We start from the raw sequence: 25,558 nt of genomic DNA on the forward strand, positions 1-25,558 counted from the left end.
CTTATTTAGCCCGCAGACGCAGCAGCTGGTCCGCCATCTCGGCCGCGTGCCGCTCGACCACCAGCGGCACCAGATTGTCGTTGTAACCCACCAGCCGCGAGTAGATAAACTTCCAGCGCGTAAGCGCCCGCTGCAAACGCTGTTGCTGCTCGCCGGTCAACTCAGTGGCTAGAGTGGCGAGTTCGGCATCAACCTGCTTGGCCAGCACATCGATATCCTGATTCAGGTAATGCTGCTGTTGCTCAGGCAGGGTCTCGATATCACCAACATAAGCCCGCGCGGTGTAGCGCGCCGCCAGGTATTGCACCTTGGCCGGCAGGCTCTGCAAACGCAGATCCGCCGCTGACAATGGCTGCGCCAGGCCTTTTAGCAGTTGCTGCTCAAGAGCCTCCAAAGCCGCCACCAACTCGCGCTGGGCCTTGCTGTACTGGAAGTTGAATTCCCACGGCAGGTCCGGCTCGCTGGGGTTATAGGCCAGGGTCTGCTCGACCAGCGCTGTAAAGGCTGCCAATGGCGGCTGCAACTGCTCCATCGCCAAGCGCGCCGAGTCGGTCAGCGGCTGCGCCTGCAAGGTCGCCATACTTTCACGCAACTTGCCCAGGTCAGCCTGCACCTTGGCCGCCAGCTCGGCATGTCCGCCTTCACCACGATGGATAAACAGATCAGTGCTGGCGCGAAACACCTGTACCTGCGCCAGCTGCACTTGAGTCAGCGCCACATCAGGCGCGGAATGCACGATTGCGCTGAAAAGAACCAGCGCCAGACTCAGCAGGCAATTCGTGTAGCTGCGGCGCATCGGGCGTCCATCCATAGCAAGGAAAGGCGCCGATTATAGGCAGGTCGCCGGCTAGCGGCCAGAACCCTGGGCAGATGGCCGCTACGCGCTTTTAGCCCGCCACCAGCTCCTGACGCACCTGAGCTTCAAGCTCGGCCTTTAGCGCCGGATCCAGCTTGAGCTGACGAGCCAGCTCTTCCAGGTAGGCACGCTCCATAAAGTGCTCTTCATCGACCATAAGCACACTGGCGATATACATTTCAGCGGCCATTTCCGGCGTGCTGGCCGCACGGGCGATTTCGGCGGGGTCCAGTGGCTTGTTCAATTCGGCCTGCAGCCAATGCTGCAGCTCGGCGTCGCCGGTGAGTTTGACCAGCTCGCCTTCGATCAACTCCCGCTCGCGGGCGTCGACATGACCATCGGCTTTGGCAGCGCCCACCAGCGCCTTGAGAATGGCCTGGCTGTGAATCTCGGCCTGTGGTGCCGGCAAGCGGTCCAGGGTTTGCGGCTCAGCCTGTGGCGCACTGGCTTGCTGCGCCTGCCAGTTGCTGTAGGCCTTGTAGGCAACCACACCAAGCGCGGCCAGACCACCATAGGTCAGCGCCTTGCCGCCCATTTTGCGCGCACTCTTGTTGCCCAGCAGCATGCCAAGCGCGCCAGCGGCCAACGCGCCACCGCCCGCGCCTTTGAGCAGAGTGCCGAGATCACCGCCCTGGCCACTTTTACCGGCGCCGCCGAGCAAACCGCCCAGAGCGCCGCCAAGGCCACCCGCTGAACCGCCTTTGCCGCCGGCGGATTTCTGTTGCATCAGGTCCTGGCCGGATTTCAACAACTGATCAAGCAAGCCACGGGTAATCATCAAGCGCTCTCCCTAAAAATGGTTGTGCAAGCACACAGACTGATTCTAGAGACGGAGGTTTCTCGCCACCTAACGCCAGAGTGCTTCGAAAGATTGCCAACGGGCGTGAAAGCCAGGAAAACCGGTTATTCGTCGGCTTTCTGCCGGTTACAGGACTGCAAATATGTCAAAGAGTGGTCACCATCACACTCTGCCGATGGTCGATCTATATTTGACGCCGATAGGATGACGGACATAAAACCCGCAACGGCAAAAGGCTATCAAGAGCCGACGCCGGAGACTTCGCGCCATGCCACTACGCGCCAATCGCCCCGCTCACCGCTTACTGCGCAGCCTGCTTGCCAGTTGCTGGCTATTCAGCCCAATGCTGGTGGCCGATGCACCGAGCACTCAGCACAGCGCCCTGGCTACGGCTCTCAGCGATACGCGCCTGGCCAGTTGGCACAACCTGCTCGACAATTCCGCTGGCGACGACGAGCGCGCCCAGCTGGAGCGGGTCAACCACTTCATCAACCGTTCAGTGAGTTTTGTCAGTGACCAGCAAGCCTGGGGAGCAGACGATTACTGGGCCACGCCGGCGCAAACACTCAGCCTGGGCAAAGGTGACTGCGAAGATTTCGCCATCGCCAAATACTTCAGCCTGGTGCGCATGGGCGTACCGAGCGAGAAGCTGCGCCTGACCTTCGTCAAAGCGCTCAAGCAGAACCAGGCGCATATGGTGCTGGCCTATTACCCCAGCGCCAGCGAGCAGCCGCTGATTCTCGACAACCTCGACCCACGCATCCGCCCGGCCAGTGAGCGTGGCGATCTGTTGCCGGTGTATTCCTTTAATAACCACGGCGTGTTTCTGGCCAAGTCGCCGCAGAGTGTCAGCCAGCCACCGCAATTTCTCGCGCGCTGGAATGAGCTAAGCGAGCGGGCGCTGGCCGACGGCTCGGCCGCACCCGCACCGCAGAGCTAGCCAATCAGCGCGGGCTGATATGGGCAATCAGCAGCTGCACACTTTCCTGCCCACGGTACTCATTGACGTCCAGCTTGTAGGCCAGCTCGACCCAGCGCACGGTCGGGTTCGGCCAGATCTCGCGGTCCACACCAAAGGCGATGCCATCGAGCTGTACGCTGCCGCACTCGCTTTTCAGCACTACCTTGAGATGCCGCTCACCGACCACGCGCTGCTGTACCAGCTGGAACACGCCATGAAACAGCGGCTCGGGGAAATGCTGGCCCCAGGGCCCGGCATTGCGCAGCTCTTTGGCAAGCGGCAGGTGAAATTCCTCGATGGACAAGGCGCCATCGGACAGCAAACGACCGGTCAGGTCGTCCTCGCACAGCTGGCGACGCACTTCGGCGTCGAAGGCGGCGGCAAAAGCGCCGAAATTCGCCTGCGGCAGTGACAACCCGGCGGCCATGGCATGCCCACCGAACTTGCTGATCAGCTGCGGGTGTTTGGCTGCCACCGCGTCCAGAGCATCGCGGATATGAAAACCCGGCACTGAACGCGCCGAACCTTTCAGTACGCCATCACCGGCATCAGCAAAGGCGATGGTCGGACGGTGATAACGCTCTTTCATCCGCGAGGCGAGGATACCGATCACCCCCTGGTGCCAGTCCGCCTCGAACAGGCACAGACCAAAGGGCATATCTTCCAGCGGCAGGTCCTTGAGCTGGGCCAAAGCCTCACGCTGCATGCCCTGCTCGATGGCTTTGCGGTCCTGATTGAGCTGATCCAGCTGCACGGCCATATCGCGGGCCAGGGCTTCGTCCTCACAGAGCAGACATTCGATGCCCAACGCCATGTCGTCCAAACGACCGGCCGCATTCAGCCGTGGGCCGAGGATAAAACCCAGGTCGGTGGAGGTGATGCGCCGATGATCGCGCCCCGCCACTTCGAGAATCGCGCGCAAGCCCGGCCGTGTTCGGCCGGCACGAATACGCGCCAGGCCCTGATACACCAAGATGCGGTTATTGGCATCCAGCGGCACCACGTCGGCGACGCTACCAAGGGCCACCAGATCAAGCAGCTCGCCCAGGTTCGGCTCTGGACGCTGAGCACTGAACCAACCTGTGTCTCGCAGCCGCGCACGCAACGCCAGCAGCACATAGAACATCACCCCAACCCCAGCCAGTGCCTTGCTGGGGAACTCACAGCCTGGCTGATTGGGATTGACGATGGCGTCCGCCGCTGGCAACTCGGCACCGGGCAAATGGTGATCGGTAACCAGCACAGTCAGCCCCGCGGCCTTAGCTGCGGCCACGCCTTCGACGCTGGAAATACCGTTATCCACGGTAATCAGCAATTGCGGCTCGCGCTCCAGCGCCACCGCGACGATTTCCGGCGTAAGTCCGTAGCCGTACTCAAAGCGATTGGGCACCAGGTAATCGACATGCGCTGCGCCGAGCATGCGCAAACCAAGCATCCCCAACGTGCTGGCGGTGGCACCATCGGCATCGAAGTCGCCGACGATTAGCATGCGCTGGCCTTGCTGCAGCCCAAGCACCAGCAAATCGACTGCCGTGTCCATGCCTTTAAGCTGCTGGTAGGGAATCAACCGCGCCAGGCCTTTATCCAACTCAGCAGCGGATTGCACGCCGCGAGCAGCATAAAGACGGGTCAACAACGGCGGCAGAGCGCCCAAATCAGGCAGGGTTGCGGGCAGCGGGCGGGATTCGATACGCATGGTTATTCTTTGTCATGTAGGGCGGGTGCAACCCGCCGAAATCAAAACGGGGCGGGTGCTGCCCGCACTACGACTAGCTGTACATGAGCACTACTCGCTTCGCTCGCCCTTCGGGCCGCGCTAAAGCGCGTTAGCCGCAAGCGGCTTGCCGAGCCTGTTTTTAACGCAGCAGGGCCAACGCGCAGCAGATCGCAAATAGGTTCTTAGCGCTCGCCAGCCAACCACTCGATCGGCAGCTCATGCTGGCCACGCTCATCGGTGACGAACAGCTCACCGTCGCTGATCATCACGCTCCAGTTCAGCGAGCGCGGCATATCCAGCGCCAGCTTGGCCAAGGCTTCCTGGTCGAGGGCGACGACGTTGATATTTTTCAGGCTGCGCACCGGATCGAGCGCCTTGGTCTGCCAAACGCGCAGGTTGCCGTAGGCCACCAGGCTGAATTTTTCGGTACGCCGCGAGCACCAGATGATGCGGTCGCTGTCTGGCTGGCCGACTTCGATCCAGTGCAGCACACGGTCATCCAGGCTCTTTTCCCACAACGCCGGCTCATCCACATCCGACAGGCCGCGACCGAACGCCAGCTGCTCGTGATAGAACAGGCAATAGGCCACGAGCCGCGCTGCCAGGCGTTCTTCGGTTTCCGAAGGGTGCTTGGCAACGGTGAAACGCAGGTTTTCATAGACACTGCGGTCCATGTCGGTGAGGTTCAGCTCGATTTTGTAAGTGGTAGACGGCAGGGCCATGGACGGGGCTTCTTGACTGGTCGAATAAGCCGGCAAGTCTACCGCAAAGGCAGCCCTGCAACGAACCCGAGCGCTCGGTGGAGCAGAGCCCTATTCAACCGCCCTGCTGTCGCCGCCGCGGGGCATAGCGCCAGGCCGCGTAGAGCGCACCGCACAGAGCGCCCGCCAGATGATATTCGAAGGAAATACCCTGCTGCGGCAACAGACCGAATACCCAGCCACCATTCAACAGCAGCACCAGGACCGCCAGCAGAAGATCCAGCCAACTACTGCGAAACCAGGCACGCGCCAGCAATAACGACCAAAGCCCGAACAGCCAGCCACTGGCTCCGACATGGATACCCTCGCGGCCGAACACCCAGACCAACAAGCCACTGCCGAGCAGTATCACCACACTTGCCTTGATAAAGTCGCGCCGCGATTCAAGTAGCGCCAGCAGACCAAGCACCAGCAGCCCGCTGAGATTGCTCAACAGATGCGCCCAGCCGCCATGCAACCAGGGCGCGAAGATAATGCCCGGCAAGGATTCGACCCGCCGCGGTATCACCCCCCAGATATTCAGGCTGTAACCGCTCAGGCTGTTACCCACCTGCAAAAGCAGCATCAGCAAGGCGATACCCAGCAGCAACTGCAGACGCACCAGCAACCAGGTTTTCATGGACGCTCACCACTCATACAACCCAGCTGCGGCGGGGTGAAGAGGTGCTTATGCAGGCAGGGTTCGACAGTCATCATCGTGTTTATCGCACTTATCAGGGTGGTGAGCCGTTATGCCGGATATCCGCAGGGCTTGCCAGAGGGGAAATTGCGCCGGATTGACCACTGCGACTGGCACCCTTCCAGCAATAGCCTGGAGCGATAGCCCAACTGCGCACAATGCAATAGGCTTAGCCGCGCCCCACAGCCCAGGAGACAGCATGTCCTTGCCCAACAAACCCCTCGCCGGCCTGAAAGTGATTGAGCTCGGCACCCTGATCGCCGGGCCTTTTGCGTCGCGCATCTGCGCCGAGTTTGGTGCCGAGGTGATTAAGGTGGAATCACCCGATGGCGGTGACCCGTTGCGCAAGTGGCGCAAGCTGTACGAGGGCACGTCGCTGTGGTGGTTTGTGCAGGCGCGCAACAAGCAGTCAATCACCCTCAACCTCAAACACGAGGCCGGACGTGAGGTACTGAAGAAGCTGCTTTGTGAAGCGGATATTCTGATTGAGAACTTTCGCCCCGGCGTGCTGGAGAAACTGGGCCTGGGCTGGAACGTGCTGCATGCACTGAACCCGAAGCTGGTGATGGTGCGCTTGTCCGGCTTCGGTCAAACCGGGCCCATGAAAGATCAACCGGGTTTCGGCGCAGTAGGTGAGTCCATGGGCGGGCTGCGCTACATCACCGGTTTCGAGGACCGCCCGCCAGTGCGCACTGGCATCAGCATTGGTGACTCAATTGCTGCACTGTGGGGCGTGATCGGCGCATTGATGGCGCTGCGACACCGCGAAGTGAACGGTGGCAGCGGCCAGGTGGTGGACGTGGCGCTGTATGAGGCGATCTTCGCCATGATGGAGTCCATGGTGCCGGAGTTCGATGTGTTCGGTTTTATCCGCGAGCGCACCGGCAACATCATGCCCGGCATCACGCCCTCCTCCATCCATACCAGCAGCGACGGCAAACATATTCAGATAGGCGCCAACGGCGATGCGATCTTCAAGCGCTTTATGCAGGCCATCGGCCGCCAGGACCTGGCAGACGACGTAACGCTGGCCAGCAATGACGGCCGCGATGCGCGACGCGACGAGATTTATGGCGTGATCGACCGCTGGGTCGGCTCGCTGCCGCTTGAGCAGGTGCTGACCACGCTGAACCAAGCCGAAGTGCCGGCCAGCCGCATTTTCAGCGCTGAGGACATGTTCCACGACCCGCAGTTTCTCGCCCGAGAAATGCTCCTGTCAGCCAAGCTGCCAGACGGCAAAGCCTTCAAAATGCCCGGCATCGTACCCAAACTGAGCGACACACCAGGCGAGGTGAACTGGGTCGGCCCGGAACTGGGCGAGCACAATGAACAGGTGCTGAGTCGGTTAGGTTACAGCGGGGAGCTGATTGCGGGTTTACGCCGCGACGGTGTCATCTAATCAGCCATTTCATGAGCACGCAGTTAGAGATGAATGCCATACCTGGCATAGATCGCGTCAATTACACCGCGCCGCTTGAGCGTCAGAATGGCCGCATCAAGCTTATCCAGCCAGTCTTCATGACGCGGCTGAACACGCATGCTGATATCAAAAGAACTCATCACATCGCCAATCTCGAGATCCCGGTACTCAGGGATCTTTGCCAGGCTGTATTGCGCAATCGCCTTATTGACCACAATTTGATCGAAGCGCGATTTGGCCAGCATCTCCAGCAATTGCGCTTCATTCAGTGCATTGCGCCGATCCAGCAGCCCCTCATCAATCAACGTTCGCAGGTCTGGGTAGGCATAGCCACGCACTAACCCAACTGACTTACCGCGCAAATCCTCAGGCCGCGCCACCGGGAAGGCCTTGCCTGGGGCAAATACTATGACATCGACCACTTTGCCAAACGGTACCGAAAATACCCCAGGCGTCGACTGCCCCTGCACCCACCCCGGATAAACACCCGGCTCAATATCCAGTTGCCCGCCATTAAACAACAGGCCAAGGCGCGGATAGGGGTAGTACTGCACGTTGAAGGTATCGCCCGTCAGCTTGCCCAACTCATCGAAAATATCCTGATAGATGCCGGTCTTATCCTGCTCGATCATCATCGGCGGGTAGTTATAAAAACCAACATCAAAACTGGCGGCATGGACACCAGCCAGAGGAGAGAAACCGCACAGCAGCACAACCGCCTTGATCAACCCCTTCACCCGACTACCTCTGCTGTACTGCACACTGCGGCTAAAACAAACCAAACCACCAGGCCACTGCAGCACCCAGCACGAACAAACCCAACAGCCAGAAGATACCGGCATGCCCGCCCAACTACACCACCGATACACCTGCCATCTGTCGATCCGTTCCGCAGCCCTCGACTAAATCCTTGGCCTCTTTCAAGCCCAGCCCCCTGAGTTCGCGCAGCAGTTTGATCGCCTCGATCTTCTGCCCACGCTCAAGCGCGGCCAGCACCTGCGCGGGTAAATCCTGATCAGACTCAGCCATCGCAGCCCCCTCTCCGGTAAGTAGCCAGAGCATAGCCACAAAAAAAGCCGGCCCCTTGCGGGTACCGGCTTTATTGACCAGCGCCGGGCTTACAGCGGCTTGCCGCGATTACCGTGCTGGGCCACAAAGCCCTGTACGGTTTTCAGGTCATTGGCCAGTACCGTGCAGCGCTCTTCACGCTCGAACAGATCCGCCAGGTGCGCCGGCAAGGCAGGCGCCTGACCGACACCTGCCTTCTCAACGGCTTCCGGGAATTTCACCGGGTGCGCGGTACCGAGGATGACCATCGGCGTTGCCAGGCTGCGACGGCACTCACGTGCAGCACGCACGCCAATCGCCGTGTGCGGATCAAGCAACTCGCCACACTCGTTAAACACCTCGGTGATGGTTTCGCAGGTCTGCGCATCATCCACCGCGAGGGAGTCGAACAGCTTGCGTGCTTCGGTCCAGCGATCCTGATCAACACTGAAACCGCCGCCCTGTTTGAAGTTGGCCATCAGCTCGGCGATTGCCGCACCGTTACGGCCGTGCAGGTCAAACAACAGACGCTCGAAGTTCGACGACACCATGATATCCATGGACGGCGACAGAGTCGGATGCAGGGTGTCCTTCACATACTGATTGCCGCTCATAAAGCGGTGCAGGATGTCGTTACGGTTAGTCGCGACGATCAGCTGGCTGATCGGCAGGCCCATGTTGCGCGCCAGGTAGCCGGCGAAGATGTCACCGAAGTTACCAGTCGGTACCGAGAACGCGATGGAGCGCGCCGGACCACCAAGCTGCAGGGCTGCGTGGAAGTAGTAAACGATCTGGGCCATGATCCGCGCCCAGTTGATCGAGTTCACTGCGACCAGACGGGTGCCCTTGAGGAAGCCCTGATCAGCGAAGCTGTCCTTAACCATTTCCTGGCAGTCATCGAAGTTGCCTTCGATGGCGATGTTATGGATGTTGTCGCCGAGGATGGTGGTCATCTGCCGGCGCTGCACCTCGGACACACGGTTGTACGGGTGCATGATGAAGATGTCGACGTTATCGCAGGCCTTGCAGCCTTCGATGGCCGCCGAACCGGTATCACCGGAAGTGGCGCCCACGATCACTACGCGCTCATTGCGCTTGGCCAGCACGTAATCGAGCAGACGACCGAGCAGCTGCAGGGCGAAATCCTTGAACGCTAGGGTGGGGCCGTGAAACAACTCCAGCACCCACTCGTTACCGTTCAGCTGACGCAGCGGCGCGACAGCGCCATGGGCAAACCCGCCGTAGGTTTCTTCAAGGATCTTTTTAAAGTCGGCATCCGGAATGCTGCCAGTGACGAACGGGCGCATAACCCTGAAGGCCAGCTCGTGGTACGGCAGGCCGGCCCAGGAGGCGATTTCTTCCTGGGTGAAACGCGGCAGATTTTCCGGTACATACAGGCCGCCATCGCTGGCCAGGCCGGCGAGCAGCACATCTTCGAAATTCAGGGCCGGTGCCTGGCCACGGGTACTGATATAGCGCATAGGGGCAAACCTTCGGTTAAATCTTCGAGAGCCACCGCAGCCCGGCTGCGGCGGCCAAAAGCGGATTAGTTCAGCTGCTCGACGCGGATACGCACAACGCTGCCGACCACATCAGTCAAGGCTTCAAGGGCGCTGATCGCCTCATTGATTTGTGCCTCTAGCACGCGATGGGTGACCAGGATCATCGGCACCAGACCGTCCTGCTCCTCGACTTCCTTCTGCATGATCGACTCGATATTGATCCCGCGTGCCGACAGGATGCTCGCGACCTGGGCCAGCACACCCGGATGATCCTTGGCCTGAATGCGCAGGTAATAAGCGCTCTCGCAAGCCTCAATCGGCAGTATCGGGTGATCGGACAGCGAGTCGGGCTGGAAGGCCAAGTGCGGCACGCGGTTGGTTGGATCGGCTGTCAGCGCACGGACTACGTCAACCAGATCAGCGATAACCGAAGACGCAGTCGGTTCCATACCAGCACCAGCGCCGTAGAACAGTGTGCTGCCGGCGGCATCACCATTGACCATTACGGCATTCATCACGCCATTGACGTTGGCGATCAGGCGATCCGCCGGAATCAGCGTCGGGTGTACGCGCAACTCGATACCAGCGTCGGTACGACGGGCAACGCCGAGGTGCTTGATGCGATAGCCCAGCGCTTCGGCGTAGTTCACGTCAGCGGTGGTCAGCTTGGTGATGCCTTCGGTGTAGGCCTTGTCGAACTGCAGCGGGATACCAAAGGCGATGGAAGCCAGGATGGTCAGCTTGTGTGCAGCATCGATGCCTTCAACGTCGAAGGTCGGATCAGCTTCGGCATACCCCAGCGCTTGCGCCTCAGCCAGCACGTCGTCAAAGGTGCGACCCTTCTCGCGCATTTCGCTGAGGATAAAGTTGCCAGTACCGTTGATGATGCCGGCCAGCCAGTTGATACGGTTGGCTGCCAGGCCTTCGCGAATAGCCTTGATCACCGGGATACCGCCCGCAACAGCAGCTTCAAAAGCGACAATCACACCCTTTTCACGCGCTTTGGCAAAGATTTCATTGCCGTGCACAGCGATCAGCGCCTTGTTGGCGGTAACCACGTGCTTGCCGTTTTCGATGGCTTTGAGCACCAGGTCCTTGGCCAAGGTGTAACCGCCGATCAGCTCGATAACGATATCGATCTCAGGGTTGTTCACCAGCTCAAACACATCGTTGGTGATGCTAATACCGGTCGTGTCGTACTGCGGCTTGGGCGAGCGAATAGCAATTTGGGCAACTTCAATACCGCGCCCTGCGCGCCGGGTAATTTCCTCGGCATTTCGCTTGAGTACATTCAACGTACCGCCACCGACGGTACCCAGCCCACAGATGCCTACTTTCACCGGTTTCACACTGAACTCCCCATCTGCACTGCGTAAAACGGCCGGAGCAAGCCCCGGCCGTAGAAAAGAGCCGCACCATACGAAGCGGCTGTTTATTAGTCAATCAGGCGCATGCCTCAGATCATTTGGATTCCAGGGCAATTTTCGCCAGCTGCGGAGCTGGTTGATAGCCCGGAATGATCTTGCCATTGGCCAGAACGATGGCGGGTGTGCCGCTGACCCCGATCATTTGCCCAAGGGCATACTGCTTGGCAACCGGGCTGTCGCACTGAGCATCCGCAACGCCCTGACGGCTCTTCGCACGGTTCATAGCCTCTTGCTGGTCCTTAGCGCACCAGACATTGGACAATTCTTTTGCCGCTTCACTTTCCAAGCCTTGGCGCGGGAAGGCCAGGTAGCGCACTTCAACGCCCAAACGATTGAGCTCAGGCACTTCACTGTGCAGCTTTTGGCAATAGCCGCAATCGGTGTCGGTAAATACGGTTATATGGGTTTTCGGTTGTTTAGGCGCAAACACCACCATTTCCGAAGCAGGGATGGAATCCAGCAGTTTGACCACGCCCTTGCTCTCAGCGGCTTCGGTCAAGTTGACCGGCTTACCGTCCTTAACCTGAAACAGGTAACCCTGCAGCAGAAACTGGCCGTCGGCGCTGGTGTACAGCTGCCGGCCACCGGCCAGCTCGACCTGATAAACGCCGGGCATCGGACTTTCGGCAATTGCCTCAATCGGCAGAGCCGGATCGATAGCTTTGAGGCTGTTGCGAATGGCCTGATCGGCATCGGCGGCAACGCCCACGTTGCTGGCCAGACCCAAGGCCAATGCAACAACAATGCGGTTAAAACGCATACAAACTCCCGGCAGAAGACGACCTAACAATGGATGGACGCAGCCTACCATAGAAGCCCACAGAGGCCGACCATCGCAGGCCGGACGGCGTTCTCAGCCTCGCGGGTGGTGCTGCGCATGCAACTCCTGCAGCCGCGCGCGGGCAACATGGGTGTAGATCTGCGTGGTCGACAGATCGCTGTGCCCCAGCAACATCTGCACCACCCGCAAATCAGCGCCGTGGTTGAGCAGGTGCGTGGCAAAGGCATGGCGCAGCGTATGGGGCGACAGGCTTTTACTGATCCCTGCCACTTTGGCCTGGTGTTTGATGCGGTACCAGAAGGTCTGGCGGGTCATCTGCTCGCCGCGCAGACTGGGAAACAGCACATCGCTGGGTTTGCCATCCAGCAGAAACGGTCGCGCCTCTTTGCTGTAACGCTCGATCCAGGCAATCGCCTCCTCACCCAGCGGCACCAGGCGCTCCTTGCTGCCCTTACCAAACACCCGCAACACGCCCTGACGCAGATTGACCTGTTCCAACGTCAAGCCAATCAACTCGCTCACGCGCAAGCCACAGGCATAGAGCACCTCAAGCATCGCGCGGTCGCGCAAACCAATCGGATCATCCAACTCAGGAGCGGCCAACAGAGCCTCGACATCGGCCTCGGACAACGACTTCGGCAAGGGCCGCCCCAGTTGCGGCAACTCTACCTGCAGGGTCGGATCACGGCTGATTAACTGCTCACGCAGGAGAAACCGGTAAAAACCACGTAAACCCGAGAGCAAGCGCGCGGTAGAGCGCGCCTTGTAGCCCTCATTCAGGCGCCAGGCCAGGTGATCGAGAATCAGCTCACGTCCCGCGTCAGCCAGCTGCACATCACGCGCCTGCAACCAGCCATTGAACAGCGCCAAATCGCTGCGATAGGCGGCGCGTGTATGGACAGACAAGCCCTTCTCGAGCCAGAGCGACTCAAGAAAACGGTCAATCAACGGGTGATCAATAGCAGGCATCAAAAAACCTCAAACGATATCCCCCTAGTGTCCACGAGCGCAGCGCCATGGGCCAGCGTTAAGCACACGCACACAAGACCGCACCGGAAGGTAGATAGAGAACCGACCAGCGGTGGCGAGACCAATGAAAAAAGCCGTCGTCACCCTATCTTTGGGAGGGTGACAGATGCCCATTTGCAGACCATGATTGCATCACGCCACTACAGCACAATGGTGCCAACGCATGTCCAGCCAACAGAACTCACGCCTTGGTCAGGTTCTGATCAACAAAGGACTGATTAACCGCGGCCAGCTGGATGCGGCCATTCAACTGCAACTCACCAACCATAAACGCCTGGGCGAAACGCTGATCGAGCAAGGCTGGCTAAGCGAACGCCAGCTGAAAAAGGCCCTCAGCAAACAGAACAACCTGCGCCTGGCCGCCACTCTGGTCGCCGCCCTGCTCAGCCCGTTCCAGATTGCCAGCGCCGATGCACCACGCAACCTGCCCAGCGCCATCAGCCAGGAAGAAACCCCGCGCGGCCTGCGCCCGCTGAGCGATATGGAAATGAGCAATGTCAGCGCCCAGGGGCTGGACGACGTGCTGCAAGGCCTGTTTCTACAAGCCGGTAGCGGTGACGGCTTGGGCACCGTTGGCCAGTTAAGCAAACTGGTGATGCCGGTACTGAGCAGCCTTGAGGCGGAAACCTCGATGAAGGATGTGCAGTACGACACCAGCAAACTGACCTCTGCGATCAATTCCGATGGCTCAGTCAATGTGCGCCTGCCGAGCTCGATTGGTGAGCTGCGCTTCGACAACATCCGCGTTGCCGGCGCCTCACCAGGACAAAGCTTCGGCAGCCTGAGCTTGCACGATATCGACCTGTCGCAGGCCTCACTGCGAATCAGCCTGCACAAATAGAACTGACAGCCGACACCAGCCTTCAGACTGGCAACACAGGCACCGGCTTCTTCTGCCCGTCAATCGCGACAAAGCTAAACACGCCGCTGATTGCCCGCTCGCGGGCATCGCTGCACATGCTTTCGACAAACACCTCGACCTCGACTTTAAGGCTGGTATTGCCGACCTTGATCACTCGCCCAATCAGCTCGACGATCGAGCCGGCGGGAATCGCGTGCTTGAAGTCGATGCGATCAGACGACACCGTCACTAAGGGCAAGCGACAAAAGCGCGTGGCGGCGATAAACGACACTTCATCCATCCAGGCCAGCGCCGTACCGCCAAACAGCGTGTTGTGATGGTTGGTGGTCGGCGGGAATACCGCCTTGGTCACACGGGTTTCCGATAGCTCGATGCGCCGCAGGATTTCTTGCTCTCTCGGGGTCATACCACTACTGCCTGAATCAATCGGATGTGGCTGCCACTGTGCTGCGGGAGGTTCTTATGATTATTTTCACGCTGCCAAATGGGCAGAGCTAAGGCGGGTAAAAACTTACCAGTCACCGGCCCAGAAACGAAAAAAGCAGCCCGAAGGCTGCTTTTTTTACAAGGAAGCTGAGACTTAGCCCAGTTTTTCCTTGATGCGTGCTGCTTTACCCGACAGGTCACGCAGGTAGTAAAGCTTGGCTTTACGCACGTCACCGCGACGCTTAACAGCCAGGCTATCAACCAGCGGGCTGTAAGTCTGGAAAGTACGCTCTACACCAACACCGTTGGAGATCTTACGAACAGTGAAAGCACTGTTCAGACCACGGTTACGCTTGGCAATAACAACGCCTTCAAACGCCTGCAGACGCTGACGGTCACCTTCTTTCACTTTAACCTGGACAACAATGGTGTCACCTGGTGCAAAAGTTGGGATCTCTTTGCCCATCTGCTCAGCTTCAAGTTGCTGAATAATCTTGTTGGTCATGCTGCGCTCCTAAGACAGGCCTCGGCCGGTCATCGATACATTAACTATCGTCCCGCTGGCGGACGTATTCCTCCAGCAGCTTTTTCTCTTCTCCAGAAAGCGAGCGGCTTTCCAGAAGATCGGCGCGTCGTTCGTAGGTCCGACCAAGGGACTGCTGCAAACGCCAGCGCCGGATGTGTTCGTGGTTGCCACTAAGCAACACGTCAGGAACACGTTTATCCGCATACACCTCCGGGCGGGTGTAGTGCGGGCAGTCGAGTAAGCCATCCGTAAAGGAGTCTTCTTCGGCCGAATTTGCATGACCCAATGCACCAGGCAAAAGGCGCGTTACCGCATCGATCAGCACCATGGCCGGCAGCTCACCGCCAGACAGGACGTAGTCCCCAATCGACCATTCTTCATCGACATGCGCCTCAATAAAGCGCTCATCAATGCCTTCGTAGCGGCCGGCAATCAGGATCAATGCATCCTCATTAGCCAGTTCGCGTACTGCTGACTGCGTCAGCTGGCGACCTTGCGGCGATAGGTAAATCACCTTGGCCGCACCACCTGCAGCGCGCTTCGCCTCAAGCAAAGCATCTTCAAGCGGCTTGATCTTCATCACCATGCCTGGGCCACCACCAAAAGGCCGATCATCCACGGTGTGGTGACGGTCTGTGGTATAGCTACGCGGATTCCAGCAGGTCAATTGCAACAAACCCTGCTTCACCGCTCGGCTGGTAATGCCGTATTCACTGATTGCGGCAAACATTTCCGGGAACAGCGTAATGACTTCAACGCGCAGATTTGGCATCAGGCTTAGAAGTCCGCATCCCAGTCGACCCGCATTTCGCCAGCACTTAGGTCAATCGACAGCACGCATTGCTCAATGTAGGGCAACAGGCGCTCACGACCATCCAGGCTGTCGGTGCAGGGTTTGACCACCATCACATCATTGGCACCCGTCTCAAACAGATGATCGATCTTGCCGAGCAATTGCCCTGCTTGATCAATAACCTTAAGACCTTCCAGCTGGTACCAGTAGTAATCACCGTCGGCCAAATCAGGGAACAGGCTGCGCGGAACACAGATCTCATAACCCGCGAGAAGACGTGCTTCATCACGGTCATCGAGACCCTTAAGCTTCGCGACCAGGAATTTATCACTCCCGCGTCCACTGACCAGCTCTACCTGTTTGACACTGCCATCGCGCCTAAGCGTCCAGGTCTTGTACTCCAACAGGTTTGCAACAGGATCAGTAAAGGAATACACCTTCACTTCACCGCGAACGCCATGTACGGAGTAGATCTTGCCGATAACGATCAAGTCATCGGTAGAAGCAGGCGTCGCGTTCATATTGCTTAGGCCGCAGCCTTAGCAGCATCCTTCAACAGCTGAGCAACACGATCAGACGGCTGTGCGCCGACGCTCAGCCAATGAGCCAGGCGATCTTGTTTAACGGACAGACGAACTTCCTGACCGCGAGCGATCGGGTTGAAGAAACCGATTTCTTCTTTGTGCGAACCGTCGCGTGGGTTACGGCTGTCGGTCACGTTGATTTTGTAGAACGGGCGCTTTTTGGAGCCGCCAAGGGCAAGACGAATCGTTAGCATGTGAACATAGTTCCTGTAGTCGGTGCTGCAAATCTAAATGCACAGCGGGCATAGGTACCCGAAAGGCCGCATATTCTAAGGAATATCCGGATTTTTGCAAATGGCTTTTTCAGGCGCATGAGGCCGTGCAAGCAAGATTTACCAGAGGGCCGCTATCCAAACCGGCCAATCAGCTCCCGCGAAAGGCGGGTTTACTGTGAACACCCGCCAACTCAGCGGGGTTTGCGCCGACATCACTGCCGCCGCGGATTCCTTACATTTTTGGCAGACCGCCCGGCATCATCCCGCCCATACCACGCATCATCTTGGCCATACCGCCCTTGGCAGTGAATTTCTTCATCATCTTCTGCATCTGCTTGTGCTGTTTGATCAGACGACCAATATCCTGCACCTGGGTACCGGACCCCATGGCGATGCGGCGCTTGCGCGAGCCGCTGATGATTTCCGGATCGCGACGCTCCTGAGGGGTCATCGAGTTGATGATCGCCTCCATCTGTTTGAACTGCTTCTCGGCAGCGCCTTGGGCGTTGCCCATCTGGGCCAGATTGACGCCGCCCATCTGTGGCAGCTTGTCCATCAAGCCGCCGAGACCACCCATATTTTTCATTTGCTGCAGCTGATCGCGGAAGTCTTCGAGGTCGAAGCCCTTGCCCTTCTTCAGCTTCTTGGTGAGTTTCTCGGCCTTCTCGCGATCCAGGGTCTGCTCGGCCTGCTCGATCAGGCTGAGTACGTCGCCCATACCGAGAATGCGCGAAGCAATCCGATCCGGATGGAAGGGTTCCAGCGCCTCGGTCTTCTCACCCATACCGATAAACTTGATCGGCTTGCCGGTAATCGCCCGCACCGACAACGCCGCACCGCCGCGCGCATCACCGTCGACCTTGGTCAGCACCACACCGGTCAGTGGCAGCGCATCATTAAAGGCTTTGGCGGTGTTGGCGGCGTCCTGACCGGTCATGGCATCGACCACGAACAGAGTCTCGACCGGCTTGATCGCCGCATGCAGTGCCTGGATCTCCGCCATCATCTCGGCATCGATGGCCAGACGACCGGCGGTATCGACGATCACTACATCAATAAACTTGAGTTTGGCTTCCTTGATCGCCGCTTCAGCGATATCCACCGGCTTCTGGCTGAGATCGGAGGGGAAGAAGGTCACACCAATATCAGTGGCCAGGGTTTCCAGCTGCTTGATCGCCGCCGGACGGTAAACGTCGGCAGACACCACCATCACGGTCTTTTTCTTGCGCTCTTTAAGGAAGCGCGCCAGCTTACCGACGGTGGTGGTCTTACCCGCACCCTGCAGACCTGCCATCAGCACCACGGCTGGCGGTACGGCATTCAACGCCAAGTCTTCGTTGGCCGCGCCCATCAGCTCTTCCAGCTCGGCACGGACAATCTTCACGAACGCCTGGCCTGGGGTCAGACTCTTCGAGACTTCGGTGCCGACCGCGCGATCTTTGACCTTATTAACGAAGTCCTTGACTACCGGCAAGGCAACGTCAGCCTCGAGCAAGGCCATGCGCACTTCACGCAAGGTGTCCTTGATGTTGTCTTCGCTCAGTTTGGCTTTGCCAGTGACATTTCGCAGGGTCTGCGAAAGGCGGTCAGTCAGATTTTCGAACATGCGCGTTCCTTTCAGGCTCAGCCGAGCCGAGGGTGGGCTTGCAACAGGTAGCAGATTATAGCGAAGACTACGAGGCACCGACACCGCCAGACGCTTTCGTGGCATACGGGTTGTATGCCACACTGGCCGCCTTTCGGGTTTGCCTAACAAGGATTTATGCACCCTCTGCTACCCAGCCTCGCCGCTGCCTGCCTCTATGCCGGAGCCGCACTCTATCAAGGCCTGCGCCTGCAACAGCGCAGCACATCCAACAAGCGCCTGCTGGTTGCACTCGGCACACTGGCATTGCTACTGCACGGCAGCAGCCTGTTTCTGCAAATGTTCGATGCCAGTGGTCTGTCGCTTGACTTCTTCAAGGCCGCCAGCCTGATTGCCGCAGCCGTTATTCTGCTAACGCTGCTGGCCTGCATGCGAATCCCGGTGGAAAACCTGCTATTGCTGCTATTTCCCCTGGGCTTTGTCACGGTGCTGCTCGCGCAATTTATGCCCAGCGGCACCACCCAGGCCATTGATGAAGCACCCGGCATCCTGGCGCACATCCTGCTGTCGATCACCGCCTACGGCATGCTGACTATTGCTGTATTCCAGTCGCTGCTGCTGCTATTGCAGGACCATCAGCTCAAGCACAAGCACCCGTCCGGGCTGATCAAAAACTTCCCGCCCCTACAGACCATGGAAAGCCTGTTGTTCGGCTTTCTCTGGGCCGGCTGGGGATTGCTGTCACTTTCTCTACTGTCTGGCGCGCTGTTTATCAGCGACCTGTTTGCCCAGCACCTTGCGCATAAAACTATCCTGTCGTGCTTTGCCTGGGTGGTGTTTGCCGTGCTGTTGTGGGGCCGCCATCAACTCGGCTGGCGCGGCCACAAAGCCATTCGCTGGACCCTGGCGGGCTTCTGCCTGCTGATGCTGGCCTACTTCGGCAGCAAACTGGTTCGCGAATTCATCCTGCACATCTAGCCCCAAGGGCCCTCACAAGTGGACGATCTACACCCCAGTTTCCTCATCGGCTTACTGGTTTTTCTGTTGGCTTGCTCAGCGTTCTTCTCCAGCTCAGAAACCGGCATCCTCAGCCTTAATCGCTATCGCTTGCGCCACCTGGCCAAGGAAGGCCACCGTGGCGCGAAACGGGTCAGCACTCTGCTCAGCCGCCCAGACCGCCTGCTTGGCACCATTCTGATCGGTAACAACTTCGTCAACATTCTCGCGTCCTCCATCGCCACCGTGCTGGCCCTGCAACTCTGGGGCGAGGCCGGGATAGCCATTGCCACTATCGGGCTAACGCTGGTGCTGCTGATTTTCGGTGAAATCACCCCAAAAACTCTGGCCGCACTACGCCCGGAAGCGGTGGCCTATCCGTTCAGCCTGCCTCTATTAGTACTACTCAAGCTGTTCTATCCATTGGTTATCCTGCTCGGCTGGATCAGTAACGGCCTGCTGCGGCTGCTCGGAATCGACCCCGCCAGCAAGACCAACGACAGCCTGACCACCGAGGAACTGCGCAGCGTGGTACGCGAGTCCGGCGCCGGCATGCCGAAAAATCGCCAGAACATGCTGCTCGGCATCCTCGATCTTGAACGGGTGACGGTGGATGACATCATGATTCCGCGCAACGAAGTCACCGGCATCAACCTCGATGACGACCTCGAAAGCATCATCAGCCTGCTGACCAACACCACTCACACGCGCCTGCCGGTATTTCGTACCGATATCAATCAGATCGAAGGCATCGTGCATATGCGCCAGATTGCCCGGCTGCTGACGCACAACGAGCTGAGTAAAGAGGCGCTACTGGCGGCCTGCAACGAGCCCTACTTCGTACCCGAAGGCACGCCGCTGTCGACCCAACTGATCAATTTTCAGAAGCAGAAACGCCGAATCGGCATCGTTGTTGATGAATATGGCGATGTGATCGGCATCGTTACCCTGGAAGACATCCTCGAAGAAATCGTCGGCGACTTCAGCAAAAAAGACACCCTGTGCAGCCCGGATATTCATCCTCAGGACGATGGCACCCAAGTAATCGATGGCGCCGCCTATATCCGAGAAATCAATAAAGCGCTGGACTGGCACTTACCTTGCGACGGCCCGAAAACCCTCAACGGCCTGGTCACCGAAGCGCTGGAAAGCATCCCCGACAGCGCCGTGTGCCTGAAGATCGGCCCTTATCGCCTGGAGATTCTGCAGTCGTCAGAAAATCGGGTAAAAAGCGTGCGCGCCTGGCAAACCAAGCCTAAGGCGCACACCGAGCCGCCGGCGCAAGACTGACGGCCAGCCCCTGCGCCCACACGCGATAGCCTAGGCCTGATGGGTGATAACCATCACGCGCCAGGTACTCGGCGGAAAACTCCAGCTCAACCGCGTGATGCCCTGCCCCCAGGCTTGCCGCTAGCTGGCGCAGGCGCGCATCCAGCAAGCCTGCGCGCATACCAAGTAACCGCCGCAGCAGCCAGGGCAAGGCGCTGAAATGCTGCAGCGGCGGCACACTGCTAAACGCCACCCGAGTGCCGCGCGCAGCCAACGCTTCAGCCATACCGCCGAGTGCGGCGTCCCAGCGTGGCAATGAGGTCAGGTGGGTGGTGTCATTGACGCCGAAGACCAGTAGCGCCAGATCAAAGGACTGATCCAGCACCTGCGGCAGCAGCCGCTCATGGGCCTGCGCGGCGGTAATGCCGTTCTCGCCGCACGCCCTCCAGGCAACCGGATGACCGCAACGCGCAGCCAGAGCAGTAGCTAGCTGCCCGACCAGCGCGGCGTCCAGCTCATCCACACCGACGCCAACTACGGTCGACTCGCCCAGCACTAAAAGGCGCAATGGCTCGCCCGGTAAATCCGCGCCTGCCACGCCGCTCAACAACCCTGCGGCTGGAGGTAAACGCAGCGCGTTGCGCCGCGTGCGTACTGCCAGCGGCAAGGCAATCGGCGCCAGCAGCGCCAAGCCTAGCCACCAGGCATAGGCGCGCAGCGCATTCACAGCTCGACCTTAACCGCCTGCGCCGCACGCGTGGCCTTGGCCCGCGCAGCTTGCAATGATTCATCCCGCGCAAGCGCCACACCCATACGGCGCTGGCCGCTAACTTCCGGCTTGCCGAACAGGCGCAAAGCGGTATCCGGTTCAGCTAGAGCTGCCGCCAGATTGCCGAAGCTGACCTGCTGCGACTCGCCCTCGACCAATATCACCGCAGAAGCCGACGGCCCGAACTGACGAATCGCCGGAATCGGCAGCCCGAGAATCGCCCGCGCATGCAGGGCAAACTCGGACAGATCCTGGGAAATCAGAGTGACCAAGCCGGTGTCGTGCGGGCGCGGCGAGATTTCGCAGAACCACACCTGATCACCTTTGACGAACAGTTCCACACCAAACAGCCCACGCCCACCCAGCGACTCGGTAACCGCCAGGGCGATGCGCTCAGCCTCGGCCTGAGCCTTGGCGCTCATCGGCTGCGGCTGCCAGGACTCCTGGTAGTCGCCCTTGACCTGACGATGGCCAACAGGCGCGCAGAAGGTGGTGCCACCACTGTGGCGCACGGTAAGCAAGGCGATTTCATAATCAAAATCGATAAAGCCCTCGACGATCACCCGTCCCTTGCCGGCACGGCCACCGGCCTGGGCGTAATCCCAGGCAGCTTGCAGATCATCCAGGCTTTTAAGCACCGACTGGCCCTTGCCGGAAGAGCTCATGATCGGTTTGATCAGGCAGGGAAAACCAATCGCCTCAACAGCCGCGCGACATTCCTCAAAGGAGTCGGCAAACCGATAAGGCGAGGTCGGCAGACCCAGCTCTTCGGCAGCCAGACGGCGGATGCCTTCACGGTTCATGGTCAGCTGCGCAGCGCGGGCACTGGGGATGACGGTGAAACCTTCATTCTCCAGCTCGACCAGGGTCGCGGTGGCAATGGCCTCGATTTCCGGAACGATATAGTGCGGCTGCTCCAGCTCGATCACCGCGCGCAGGGCTGCGCCATCGAGCATATTGATCACATGGCTGCGATGCGCCACCTGCATGGCCGGCGCGTTCGCGTAACGGTCAACGGCAATCACCTCGACACCAAGGCGTTGCAGTTCGATCACCACTTCCTTGCCCAGCTCGCCAGAGCCACACAACAGCACACGGGTCGCGCTCGGCGACAAAGGGGTTCCGATACGGGGCATGGTGAATCCTCAAACTGATCAAGAAAGTTACAGCAGAATGCCTTTGGCCTTAGCCCGCTCATGACACTGAACCAACACATCACGGCGTTCAGCGTTATCCATCAGACTCCAGCGGGTGATTTCGGCGACCGTGCGCTGGCAACCGATACAGATATCTTCATCATCCAGCGCGCAGACATGCACGCAGGGCGAGGCAACGGGACGTTCCTGCGATTGCATCAGTCGTCCTGCTCCTGCAGATCACGGGCATAGCGCTGGGCGTTGTGCACGTAATGGGCGGCGCTGGCTTCGAGCATCTTCTTCTGCGGTTCGGACAGCTCGCGCACCACCTTGCCGGGCGAGCCCATAACCAGCGAGCCGTCGGGAATTTCCTTGCCTTCACCGATCAGGCTGTTGGCGCCGATGATGCAGTACTTACCGATTTTCGCGCCATTGAGGATCACCGCATTGATGCCGATCAGGCTGTAATCACCCACCGTGCAACCGTGCAGCATGGCGTTATGGCCAATGGTCACCCCAGTGCCGATATTCAGTGGAAAGCCCATGTCGGTGTGCATCACGGTACCGTCCTGCACATTGCTGTTCTCGCCGATATGAATCAGCTCGTTGTCACCGCGCAGCACGGCGTTGAACCACACGCTGGCACCCGGCTCCAGTTTGACCTTGCCGACCAGGGTGGCATTCGGTGCAACCCAGCTGTCGGCATGGGCCTCGACGTGGGACGAACCCAGGCGGTATTTCATGGATGCTTCCTCAATAAGCTCAGGTGAGCTTGATAAAGTGCTCGGGCGGCTGGTGCATATCGATATGCACATCGTCGAACACCAGGTTGACCAACTCGACCAGCATAATCGCCGTCAGCCCCCAGATTTTATATTCGCCATAGCGGTAACTCGGCACATACCAGCTGCGCCCGAGGTAATCGATACGGTGGGTGGTTTCCCGCGGATCGTCGCGAAAGAACGCCAGCGGCACGGCAAATACGGCGGCAATCTCACCGTCGTTAGGCTTGTACTCGACAAAGTCCGGCACCAGGCCGACATAAGGGGTGACCTTAATACCGTGGCGCGACACCAGGGTACTGAGCGGCCCTACCACCTCGACCAAACCCGGCGGCAAGCCAATTTCCTCTTCAGCCTCGCGCAAAGCGGTCTCGACCAGATCGGCATCTTCCGGATCACGCCGACCACCGGGAAACGCCACTTCACCACCATGGGTAGACAAACCGCTGGCGCGCAAGGTCAGTACCACTTCCGGCTCATCGCTGCGGGTGATGGGCACCAGCACTGCGGCCTCAGGGTAGCGCTTGTCAGTCTGCAGAATGTGCGGGCTATAGCCACGCATGCGATGGAGCAACTCGTCCAGCATGAGGATTCTCGGTCTTTTATTCTGCGTTCGATCATGGCACGAAAGCAGCGCACGGCCCAAGCCCTGCGCCAGCAGCGGCAATCATTCAGGCGCTGGATAATTTGCCCTGTCAGGCCGCTTGCCGAGCAGCTGATATGCGCGCCAAGATAGCCAACACGCAGCGAGGATCTGGCATGAAGTTCTGTAGCAACTGTGGCGGCGCGATCAGCCACATCATCCCGCAGGGGGAGAACCGCCTACGCCACGTCTGCACGCAGTGCCAGACCGTGCATTACCAGAACCCGCGCATCATCGCTGGCTGCTTGCCGGTGTGGGGCGAACAGGTGCTGCTGTGCCGCCGCGCCATCGAGCCACGGCACGGTTACTGGACCCTGCCGGCCGGTTTTATGGAGAACGGCGAAACCCTGGAACAGGCCGCCGCCCGCGAAACCCATGAAGAAGCCTGCGCGCGGGTGCGCAGCCTGAGCCTCTATACCCTGTTCGATCTGCCGCACATCAATCAGGTGTATATGCTGTTTCGCGCCGAGCTGGTCGACCTGGACTTTGCCCCCGGTGAAGAAAGCCTGGAGGTTCAGCTATTTCACGAACAGGACATCCCCTGGTCAGAGCTGGCTTTCCCGACCATCGGGCGTACCTTAGAATGCTACTTCGCAGACCGCCGCGAGCAGCACTACCCGGTCCGCAACGAGCCGCTCGAAGCCTTGCGCGCACATTACAAGAAAGCCTTTTGATTCACGGGAAATACGATGCGCTGGTTGTTCGCCCTACTCTGCCTGACCGTTACCCTGGCTGCTCCCGCCAGCACCACACCGACCCTAAATGGCAAAACCATCGACAAGGTGTTGGTGATCAAATCTGAACGCAAATTGCACCTGATCAGCCGTGGCGACACCCTCAAATCCTATCGCATCTCTCTGGGCAAAAAGCCTAAAGGGGCCAAACAGCGCGAAGGCGACCTGCGCACCCCGGAAGGTTTCTATTGGATCGACTGGCGCAAGACCAGCGACAAGTACAACCTGTCCATGCACATCTCCTACCCCAACGCCCGCGACCAGGCGCAAGCCCGCGCCAAGGGTGTACCGGCCGGCGGCATGATCATGATTCACGGCACGCCGCTGGATGAGGAATACCCGGAGTGGATGTTCCACACCCTGGACTGGACCGAAGGCTGCATCGCCATGCGCAACATTGATATGCGCGAGGTCTGGGCAGTGGTCAAGGACGGCACCCTGATCGAAATCAGACCCTGATCAACAGACATAAAAAAGGCGCCTTCATGGCGCCTTTTTTATGAATTAGAACTGGATATCTGACAGCCGCCACACCTCAAAAGCCGGCGTCTCATAGGGATGCTGCTTCTTCATGGCCTTAACGGCATCATGGATCAGCTCATCGGCCACCACCATCTCGACTTTCCACTCTGCTACCTGCTCGACCTGCCCAGGCTGACCGAGAAATGGCTGACTGCCTTCCAGAGCGCGGAACTGGCCCTGCCCCAGGGTCTGCCAACAACACTGATCATAATGACCAATACGTCCGCCGCCGGCGCTGAACACCGCGTTTTTCACGGCATCCAGATGAGTTTCAGGCACATAAAAACACAGCTTGTACATCGAAGTCTCCGCCGGCAAGACTGATAAAAACAGTTCGATAATGATGCCACACAATAATGGCATTTTGCCTTATCGGGTATTCGCGCAGCCCATCACATTTGCACCCTATGACCGGATAATGTGCAGTGTGTTCAACGTATTAGCTTAATAAGCCCAGGCTACAAACCACGCCAGAATCGCCGCCAGCGGGCCTTGAAGCCGCTTACCGGCTGGTTATGGCTACCATCACAGTAAGGTAGACGTTGCGAGCGAGCGCAACGGCAAAGCAGCAGAAACTGCTCACGTTCAGGCTGCAGTTCAAGCGCATCAGGGCAGGCAGAAACACAATCGGGAAGCTGGGACGAACGCCCGCAGCGGCACAGCAATAAAGTATCGCCAGGTTTGACCTGGCGCACCTCAGGCAGAATCGGCGCAGGCTTACTCGACATAAGCCCGCG

31 protein-coding genes are annotated in these 25,558 nt (G+C 59.0%); 7 read left to right on the plus strand and 24 right to left on the minus strand.

The window, feature by feature from the left end; genetic code table 11:
* Position 1: 1 nt before the first annotated feature.
* Entirely contained in the window at positions 2–796 is a 795-nt protein-coding gene (locus BLO50_RS02870; protein WP_090248547.1) for a hypothetical protein, read from the minus strand.
* A gap of 91 nt (positions 797–887) precedes the next feature.
* Positions 888–1,634, minus strand: a complete 747-nt coding sequence (locus tag BLO50_RS02875) for a tellurite resistance TerB family protein (protein WP_090248548.1) — start codon at positions 1,632–1,634, stop codon at positions 888–890.
* A 289-nt stretch (positions 1,635–1,923) separates the two neighbouring features.
* On the opposite strand from BLO50_RS02875, the gene BLO50_RS02880 reads away from it, so the two are divergent.
* Complete coding sequence (locus tag BLO50_RS02880; RefSeq protein ID WP_244152832.1) at positions 1,924–2,595, plus strand: transglutaminase-like cysteine peptidase; 672 nt, start codon at positions 1,924–1,926, stop codon at positions 2,593–2,595.
* 4 nt (positions 2,596–2,599) lie between these two features.
* Here BLO50_RS02880 and recJ read toward each other — a convergent pair whose 3' ends face one another.
* The 3 genes from recJ to BLO50_RS02895 form a co-directional block, all read right to left on the minus strand.
* Complete coding sequence (recJ, locus tag BLO50_RS02885) at positions 2,600–4,312, minus strand: single-stranded-DNA-specific exonuclease RecJ (protein WP_090248550.1); 1,713 nt, start codon at positions 4,310–4,312, stop codon at positions 2,600–2,602.
* Positions 4,313–4,515: 203 nt separating this feature from the next.
* Entirely contained in the window at positions 4,516–5,055 is a 540-nt protein-coding gene (locus BLO50_RS02890; protein WP_090248551.1) for a YaeQ family protein, read from the minus strand.
* A 94-nt stretch (positions 5,056–5,149) separates the two neighbouring features.
* Positions 5,150–5,713: a rhomboid family intramembrane serine protease gene (locus tag BLO50_RS02895; RefSeq protein WP_090248553.1), complete on the minus strand. Its 564-nt coding sequence runs from the start codon at positions 5,711–5,713 to the stop codon at positions 5,150–5,152.
* A gap of 259 nt (positions 5,714–5,972) precedes the next feature.
* Here BLO50_RS02895 and BLO50_RS02900 point away from each other — a divergent pair, with 259 nt between their 5' ends.
* The gene (locus tag BLO50_RS02900; protein WP_090248554.1) at positions 5,973–7,172 is read left to right on the plus strand and encodes a CaiB/BaiF CoA transferase family protein; all 1,200 of its coding nucleotides are present in this window, start codon (positions 5,973–5,975) and stop codon (positions 7,170–7,172) included.
* A gap of 23 nt (positions 7,173–7,195) precedes the next feature.
* Here the strand turns inward: BLO50_RS02900 and BLO50_RS02905 are convergent, their stop codons facing one another.
* The 6 genes from BLO50_RS02905 to xerD all read right to left on the minus strand — a co-directional run bounded on the left by BLO50_RS02905 (position 7,196) and on the right by xerD (position 12,919).
* Positions 7,196–7,930, minus strand: coding sequence for a substrate-binding periplasmic protein (locus BLO50_RS02905; RefSeq protein WP_167354420.1), 735 nt, complete (start codon positions 7,928–7,930; stop codon positions 7,196–7,198).
* A 115-nt stretch (positions 7,931–8,045) separates the two neighbouring features.
* Positions 8,046–8,222 (minus strand): ribosomal protein L7/L12, encoded by a 177-nt coding sequence (locus BLO50_RS02910; RefSeq protein WP_208597414.1) that lies wholly within the window; start codon positions 8,220–8,222, stop codon positions 8,046–8,048.
* Positions 8,223–8,311: 89 nt separating this feature from the next.
* Positions 8,312–9,721 carry a threonine synthase gene (thrC, locus tag BLO50_RS02915; protein WP_090248559.1) on the minus strand — a complete coding sequence of 470 codons (1,410 nt, stop codon included), beginning with the start codon at positions 9,719–9,721 and terminating at the stop codon, positions 8,312–8,314.
* A gap of 65 nt (positions 9,722–9,786) precedes the next feature.
* Complete coding sequence (locus tag BLO50_RS02920; RefSeq protein ID WP_090248560.1) at positions 9,787–11,091, minus strand: homoserine dehydrogenase; 1,305 nt, start codon at positions 11,089–11,091, stop codon at positions 9,787–9,789.
* A gap of 112 nt (positions 11,092–11,203) precedes the next feature.
* Positions 11,204–11,929 (minus strand): bifunctional protein-disulfide isomerase/oxidoreductase DsbC, encoded by a 726-nt coding sequence (dsbC, locus tag BLO50_RS02925; protein ID WP_090248562.1) that lies wholly within the window; start codon positions 11,927–11,929, stop codon positions 11,204–11,206.
* A gap of 93 nt (positions 11,930–12,022) precedes the next feature.
* Positions 12,023–12,919 carry a site-specific tyrosine recombinase XerD gene (xerD, locus tag BLO50_RS02930; protein ID WP_090248563.1) on the minus strand — a complete coding sequence of 299 codons (897 nt, stop codon included), beginning with the start codon at positions 12,917–12,919 and terminating at the stop codon, positions 12,023–12,025.
* Positions 12,920–13,142: 223 nt separating this feature from the next.
* On the opposite strand from xerD, the gene BLO50_RS02935 reads away from it, so the two are divergent.
* Positions 13,143–13,820, plus strand: coding sequence for a cyclic di-GMP-binding domain-containing protein, MshE-related (locus BLO50_RS02935; protein ID WP_090248565.1), 678 nt, complete (start codon positions 13,143–13,145; stop codon positions 13,818–13,820).
* A gap of 22 nt (positions 13,821–13,842) precedes the next feature.
* Here the strand turns inward: BLO50_RS02935 and BLO50_RS02940 are convergent, their stop codons facing one another.
* The 6 genes from BLO50_RS02940 to ffh form a co-directional block, all read right to left on the minus strand.
* A complete protein-coding gene (locus BLO50_RS02940; RefSeq protein WP_090248566.1) occupies positions 13,843–14,247 on the minus strand; it encodes an acyl-CoA thioesterase in 405 nt (134 codons plus the stop codon).
* Between the two features lie 174 nt (positions 14,248–14,421).
* Complete coding sequence (rplS, locus tag BLO50_RS02945; RefSeq protein ID WP_090248568.1) at positions 14,422–14,772, minus strand: 50S ribosomal protein L19; 351 nt, start codon at positions 14,770–14,772, stop codon at positions 14,422–14,424.
* 40 nt (positions 14,773–14,812) lie between these two features.
* Positions 14,813–15,565, minus strand: a complete 753-nt coding sequence (gene trmD / locus BLO50_RS02950) for a tRNA (guanosine(37)-N1)-methyltransferase TrmD (RefSeq protein WP_090248569.1) — start codon at positions 15,563–15,565, stop codon at positions 14,813–14,815.
* A gap of 5 nt (positions 15,566–15,570) precedes the next feature.
* On the minus strand, positions 15,571–16,107 hold the full coding sequence (gene rimM / locus BLO50_RS02955; RefSeq protein WP_090248571.1) for a ribosome maturation factor RimM: 537 nt from the start codon (positions 16,105–16,107) through the stop codon (positions 15,571–15,573).
* Positions 16,108–16,112: 5 nt separating this feature from the next.
* The gene (rpsP, locus tag BLO50_RS02960) at positions 16,113–16,364 is read right to left on the minus strand and encodes a 30S ribosomal protein S16 (RefSeq protein WP_090239277.1); all 252 of its coding nucleotides are present in this window, start codon (positions 16,362–16,364) and stop codon (positions 16,113–16,115) included.
* A 253-nt stretch (positions 16,365–16,617) separates the two neighbouring features.
* Positions 16,618–17,991, minus strand: coding sequence for a signal recognition particle protein (gene ffh, locus BLO50_RS02965; protein ID WP_090248572.1), 1,374 nt, complete (start codon positions 17,989–17,991; stop codon positions 16,618–16,620).
* Positions 17,992–18,147: 156 nt separating this feature from the next.
* On the opposite strand from ffh, the gene BLO50_RS02970 reads away from it, so the two are divergent.
* Together BLO50_RS02970 and BLO50_RS02975 are read left to right on the plus strand one after the other, a co-directional pair.
* The gene (locus BLO50_RS02970; protein WP_090248574.1) at positions 18,148–18,948 is read left to right on the plus strand and encodes a cytochrome C assembly family protein; all 801 of its coding nucleotides are present in this window, start codon (positions 18,148–18,150) and stop codon (positions 18,946–18,948) included.
* 18 nt (positions 18,949–18,966) lie between these two features.
* Positions 18,967–20,256 carry an HlyC/CorC family transporter gene (locus BLO50_RS02975; protein WP_090248575.1) on the plus strand — a complete coding sequence of 430 codons (1,290 nt, stop codon included), beginning with the start codon at positions 18,967–18,969 and terminating at the stop codon, positions 20,254–20,256.
* Here the strand turns inward: BLO50_RS02975 and BLO50_RS02980 are convergent.
* The 5 genes from BLO50_RS02980 to BLO50_RS03000 are packed head-to-tail and all read right to left on the minus strand — an operon-like array spanning position 20,222 to position 23,508.
* Positions 20,222–20,962: an SGNH/GDSL hydrolase family protein gene (locus tag BLO50_RS02980; RefSeq protein ID WP_244152833.1), complete on the minus strand. Its 741-nt coding sequence runs from the start codon at positions 20,960–20,962 to the stop codon at positions 20,222–20,224. The genes BLO50_RS02975 and BLO50_RS02980 overlap by 35 nt on opposite strands.
* The gene (purT, locus tag BLO50_RS02985) at positions 20,959–22,140 is read right to left on the minus strand and encodes a formate-dependent phosphoribosylglycinamide formyltransferase (RefSeq protein WP_090248577.1); all 1,182 of its coding nucleotides are present in this window, start codon (positions 22,138–22,140) and stop codon (positions 20,959–20,961) included. The genes BLO50_RS02980 and purT overlap by 4 nt, the downstream gene beginning before the upstream one ends.
* Positions 22,141–22,167: 27 nt before the next feature.
* Positions 22,168–22,359, minus strand: coding sequence for a DUF1289 domain-containing protein (locus tag BLO50_RS02990; protein WP_090248579.1), 192 nt, complete (start codon positions 22,357–22,359; stop codon positions 22,168–22,170).
* The gene (locus BLO50_RS02995; protein ID WP_090248580.1) at positions 22,359–22,883 is read right to left on the minus strand and encodes a gamma carbonic anhydrase family protein; all 525 of its coding nucleotides are present in this window, start codon (positions 22,881–22,883) and stop codon (positions 22,359–22,361) included. Before BLO50_RS02995 ends, BLO50_RS02990 begins: the two co-directional genes overlap by 1 nt.
* Positions 22,884–22,902: 19 nt before the next feature.
* Positions 22,903–23,508, minus strand: a complete 606-nt coding sequence (locus BLO50_RS03000) for a CoA pyrophosphatase (RefSeq protein WP_090248583.1) — start codon at positions 23,506–23,508, stop codon at positions 22,903–22,905.
* Between the two features lie 173 nt (positions 23,509–23,681).
* Between BLO50_RS03000 and BLO50_RS03005 the strand changes: the two genes are divergently transcribed.
* Positions 23,682–24,239: an NUDIX hydrolase gene (locus BLO50_RS03005; protein ID WP_090248585.1), complete on the plus strand. Its 558-nt coding sequence runs from the start codon at positions 23,682–23,684 to the stop codon at positions 24,237–24,239.
* A gap of 15 nt (positions 24,240–24,254) precedes the next feature.
* A complete protein-coding gene (locus BLO50_RS03010) occupies positions 24,255–24,758 on the plus strand; it encodes a L,D-transpeptidase family protein (RefSeq protein WP_090248586.1) in 504 nt (167 codons plus the stop codon).
* A gap of 45 nt (positions 24,759–24,803) precedes the next feature.
* On the opposite strand, the gene BLO50_RS03015 is transcribed toward BLO50_RS03010, so the two are convergent.
* Positions 24,804–25,121: a YqfO family protein gene (locus BLO50_RS03015; RefSeq protein ID WP_090248588.1), complete on the minus strand. Its 318-nt coding sequence runs from the start codon at positions 25,119–25,121 to the stop codon at positions 24,804–24,806.
* 158 nt (positions 25,122–25,279) lie between these two features.
* Positions 25,280–25,549, minus strand: coding sequence for a CDGSH iron-sulfur domain-containing protein (locus BLO50_RS03020; protein ID WP_090248590.1), 270 nt, complete (start codon positions 25,547–25,549; stop codon positions 25,280–25,282).
* Positions 25,550–25,558: the final 9 nt, after the last annotated feature.

Source organism: Pseudomonas peli (assembly GCF_900099645.1).
In the GTDB taxonomy this organism is placed as follows: domain Bacteria; phylum Pseudomonadota; class Gammaproteobacteria; order Pseudomonadales; family Pseudomonadaceae; genus Aquipseudomonas; species Aquipseudomonas peli.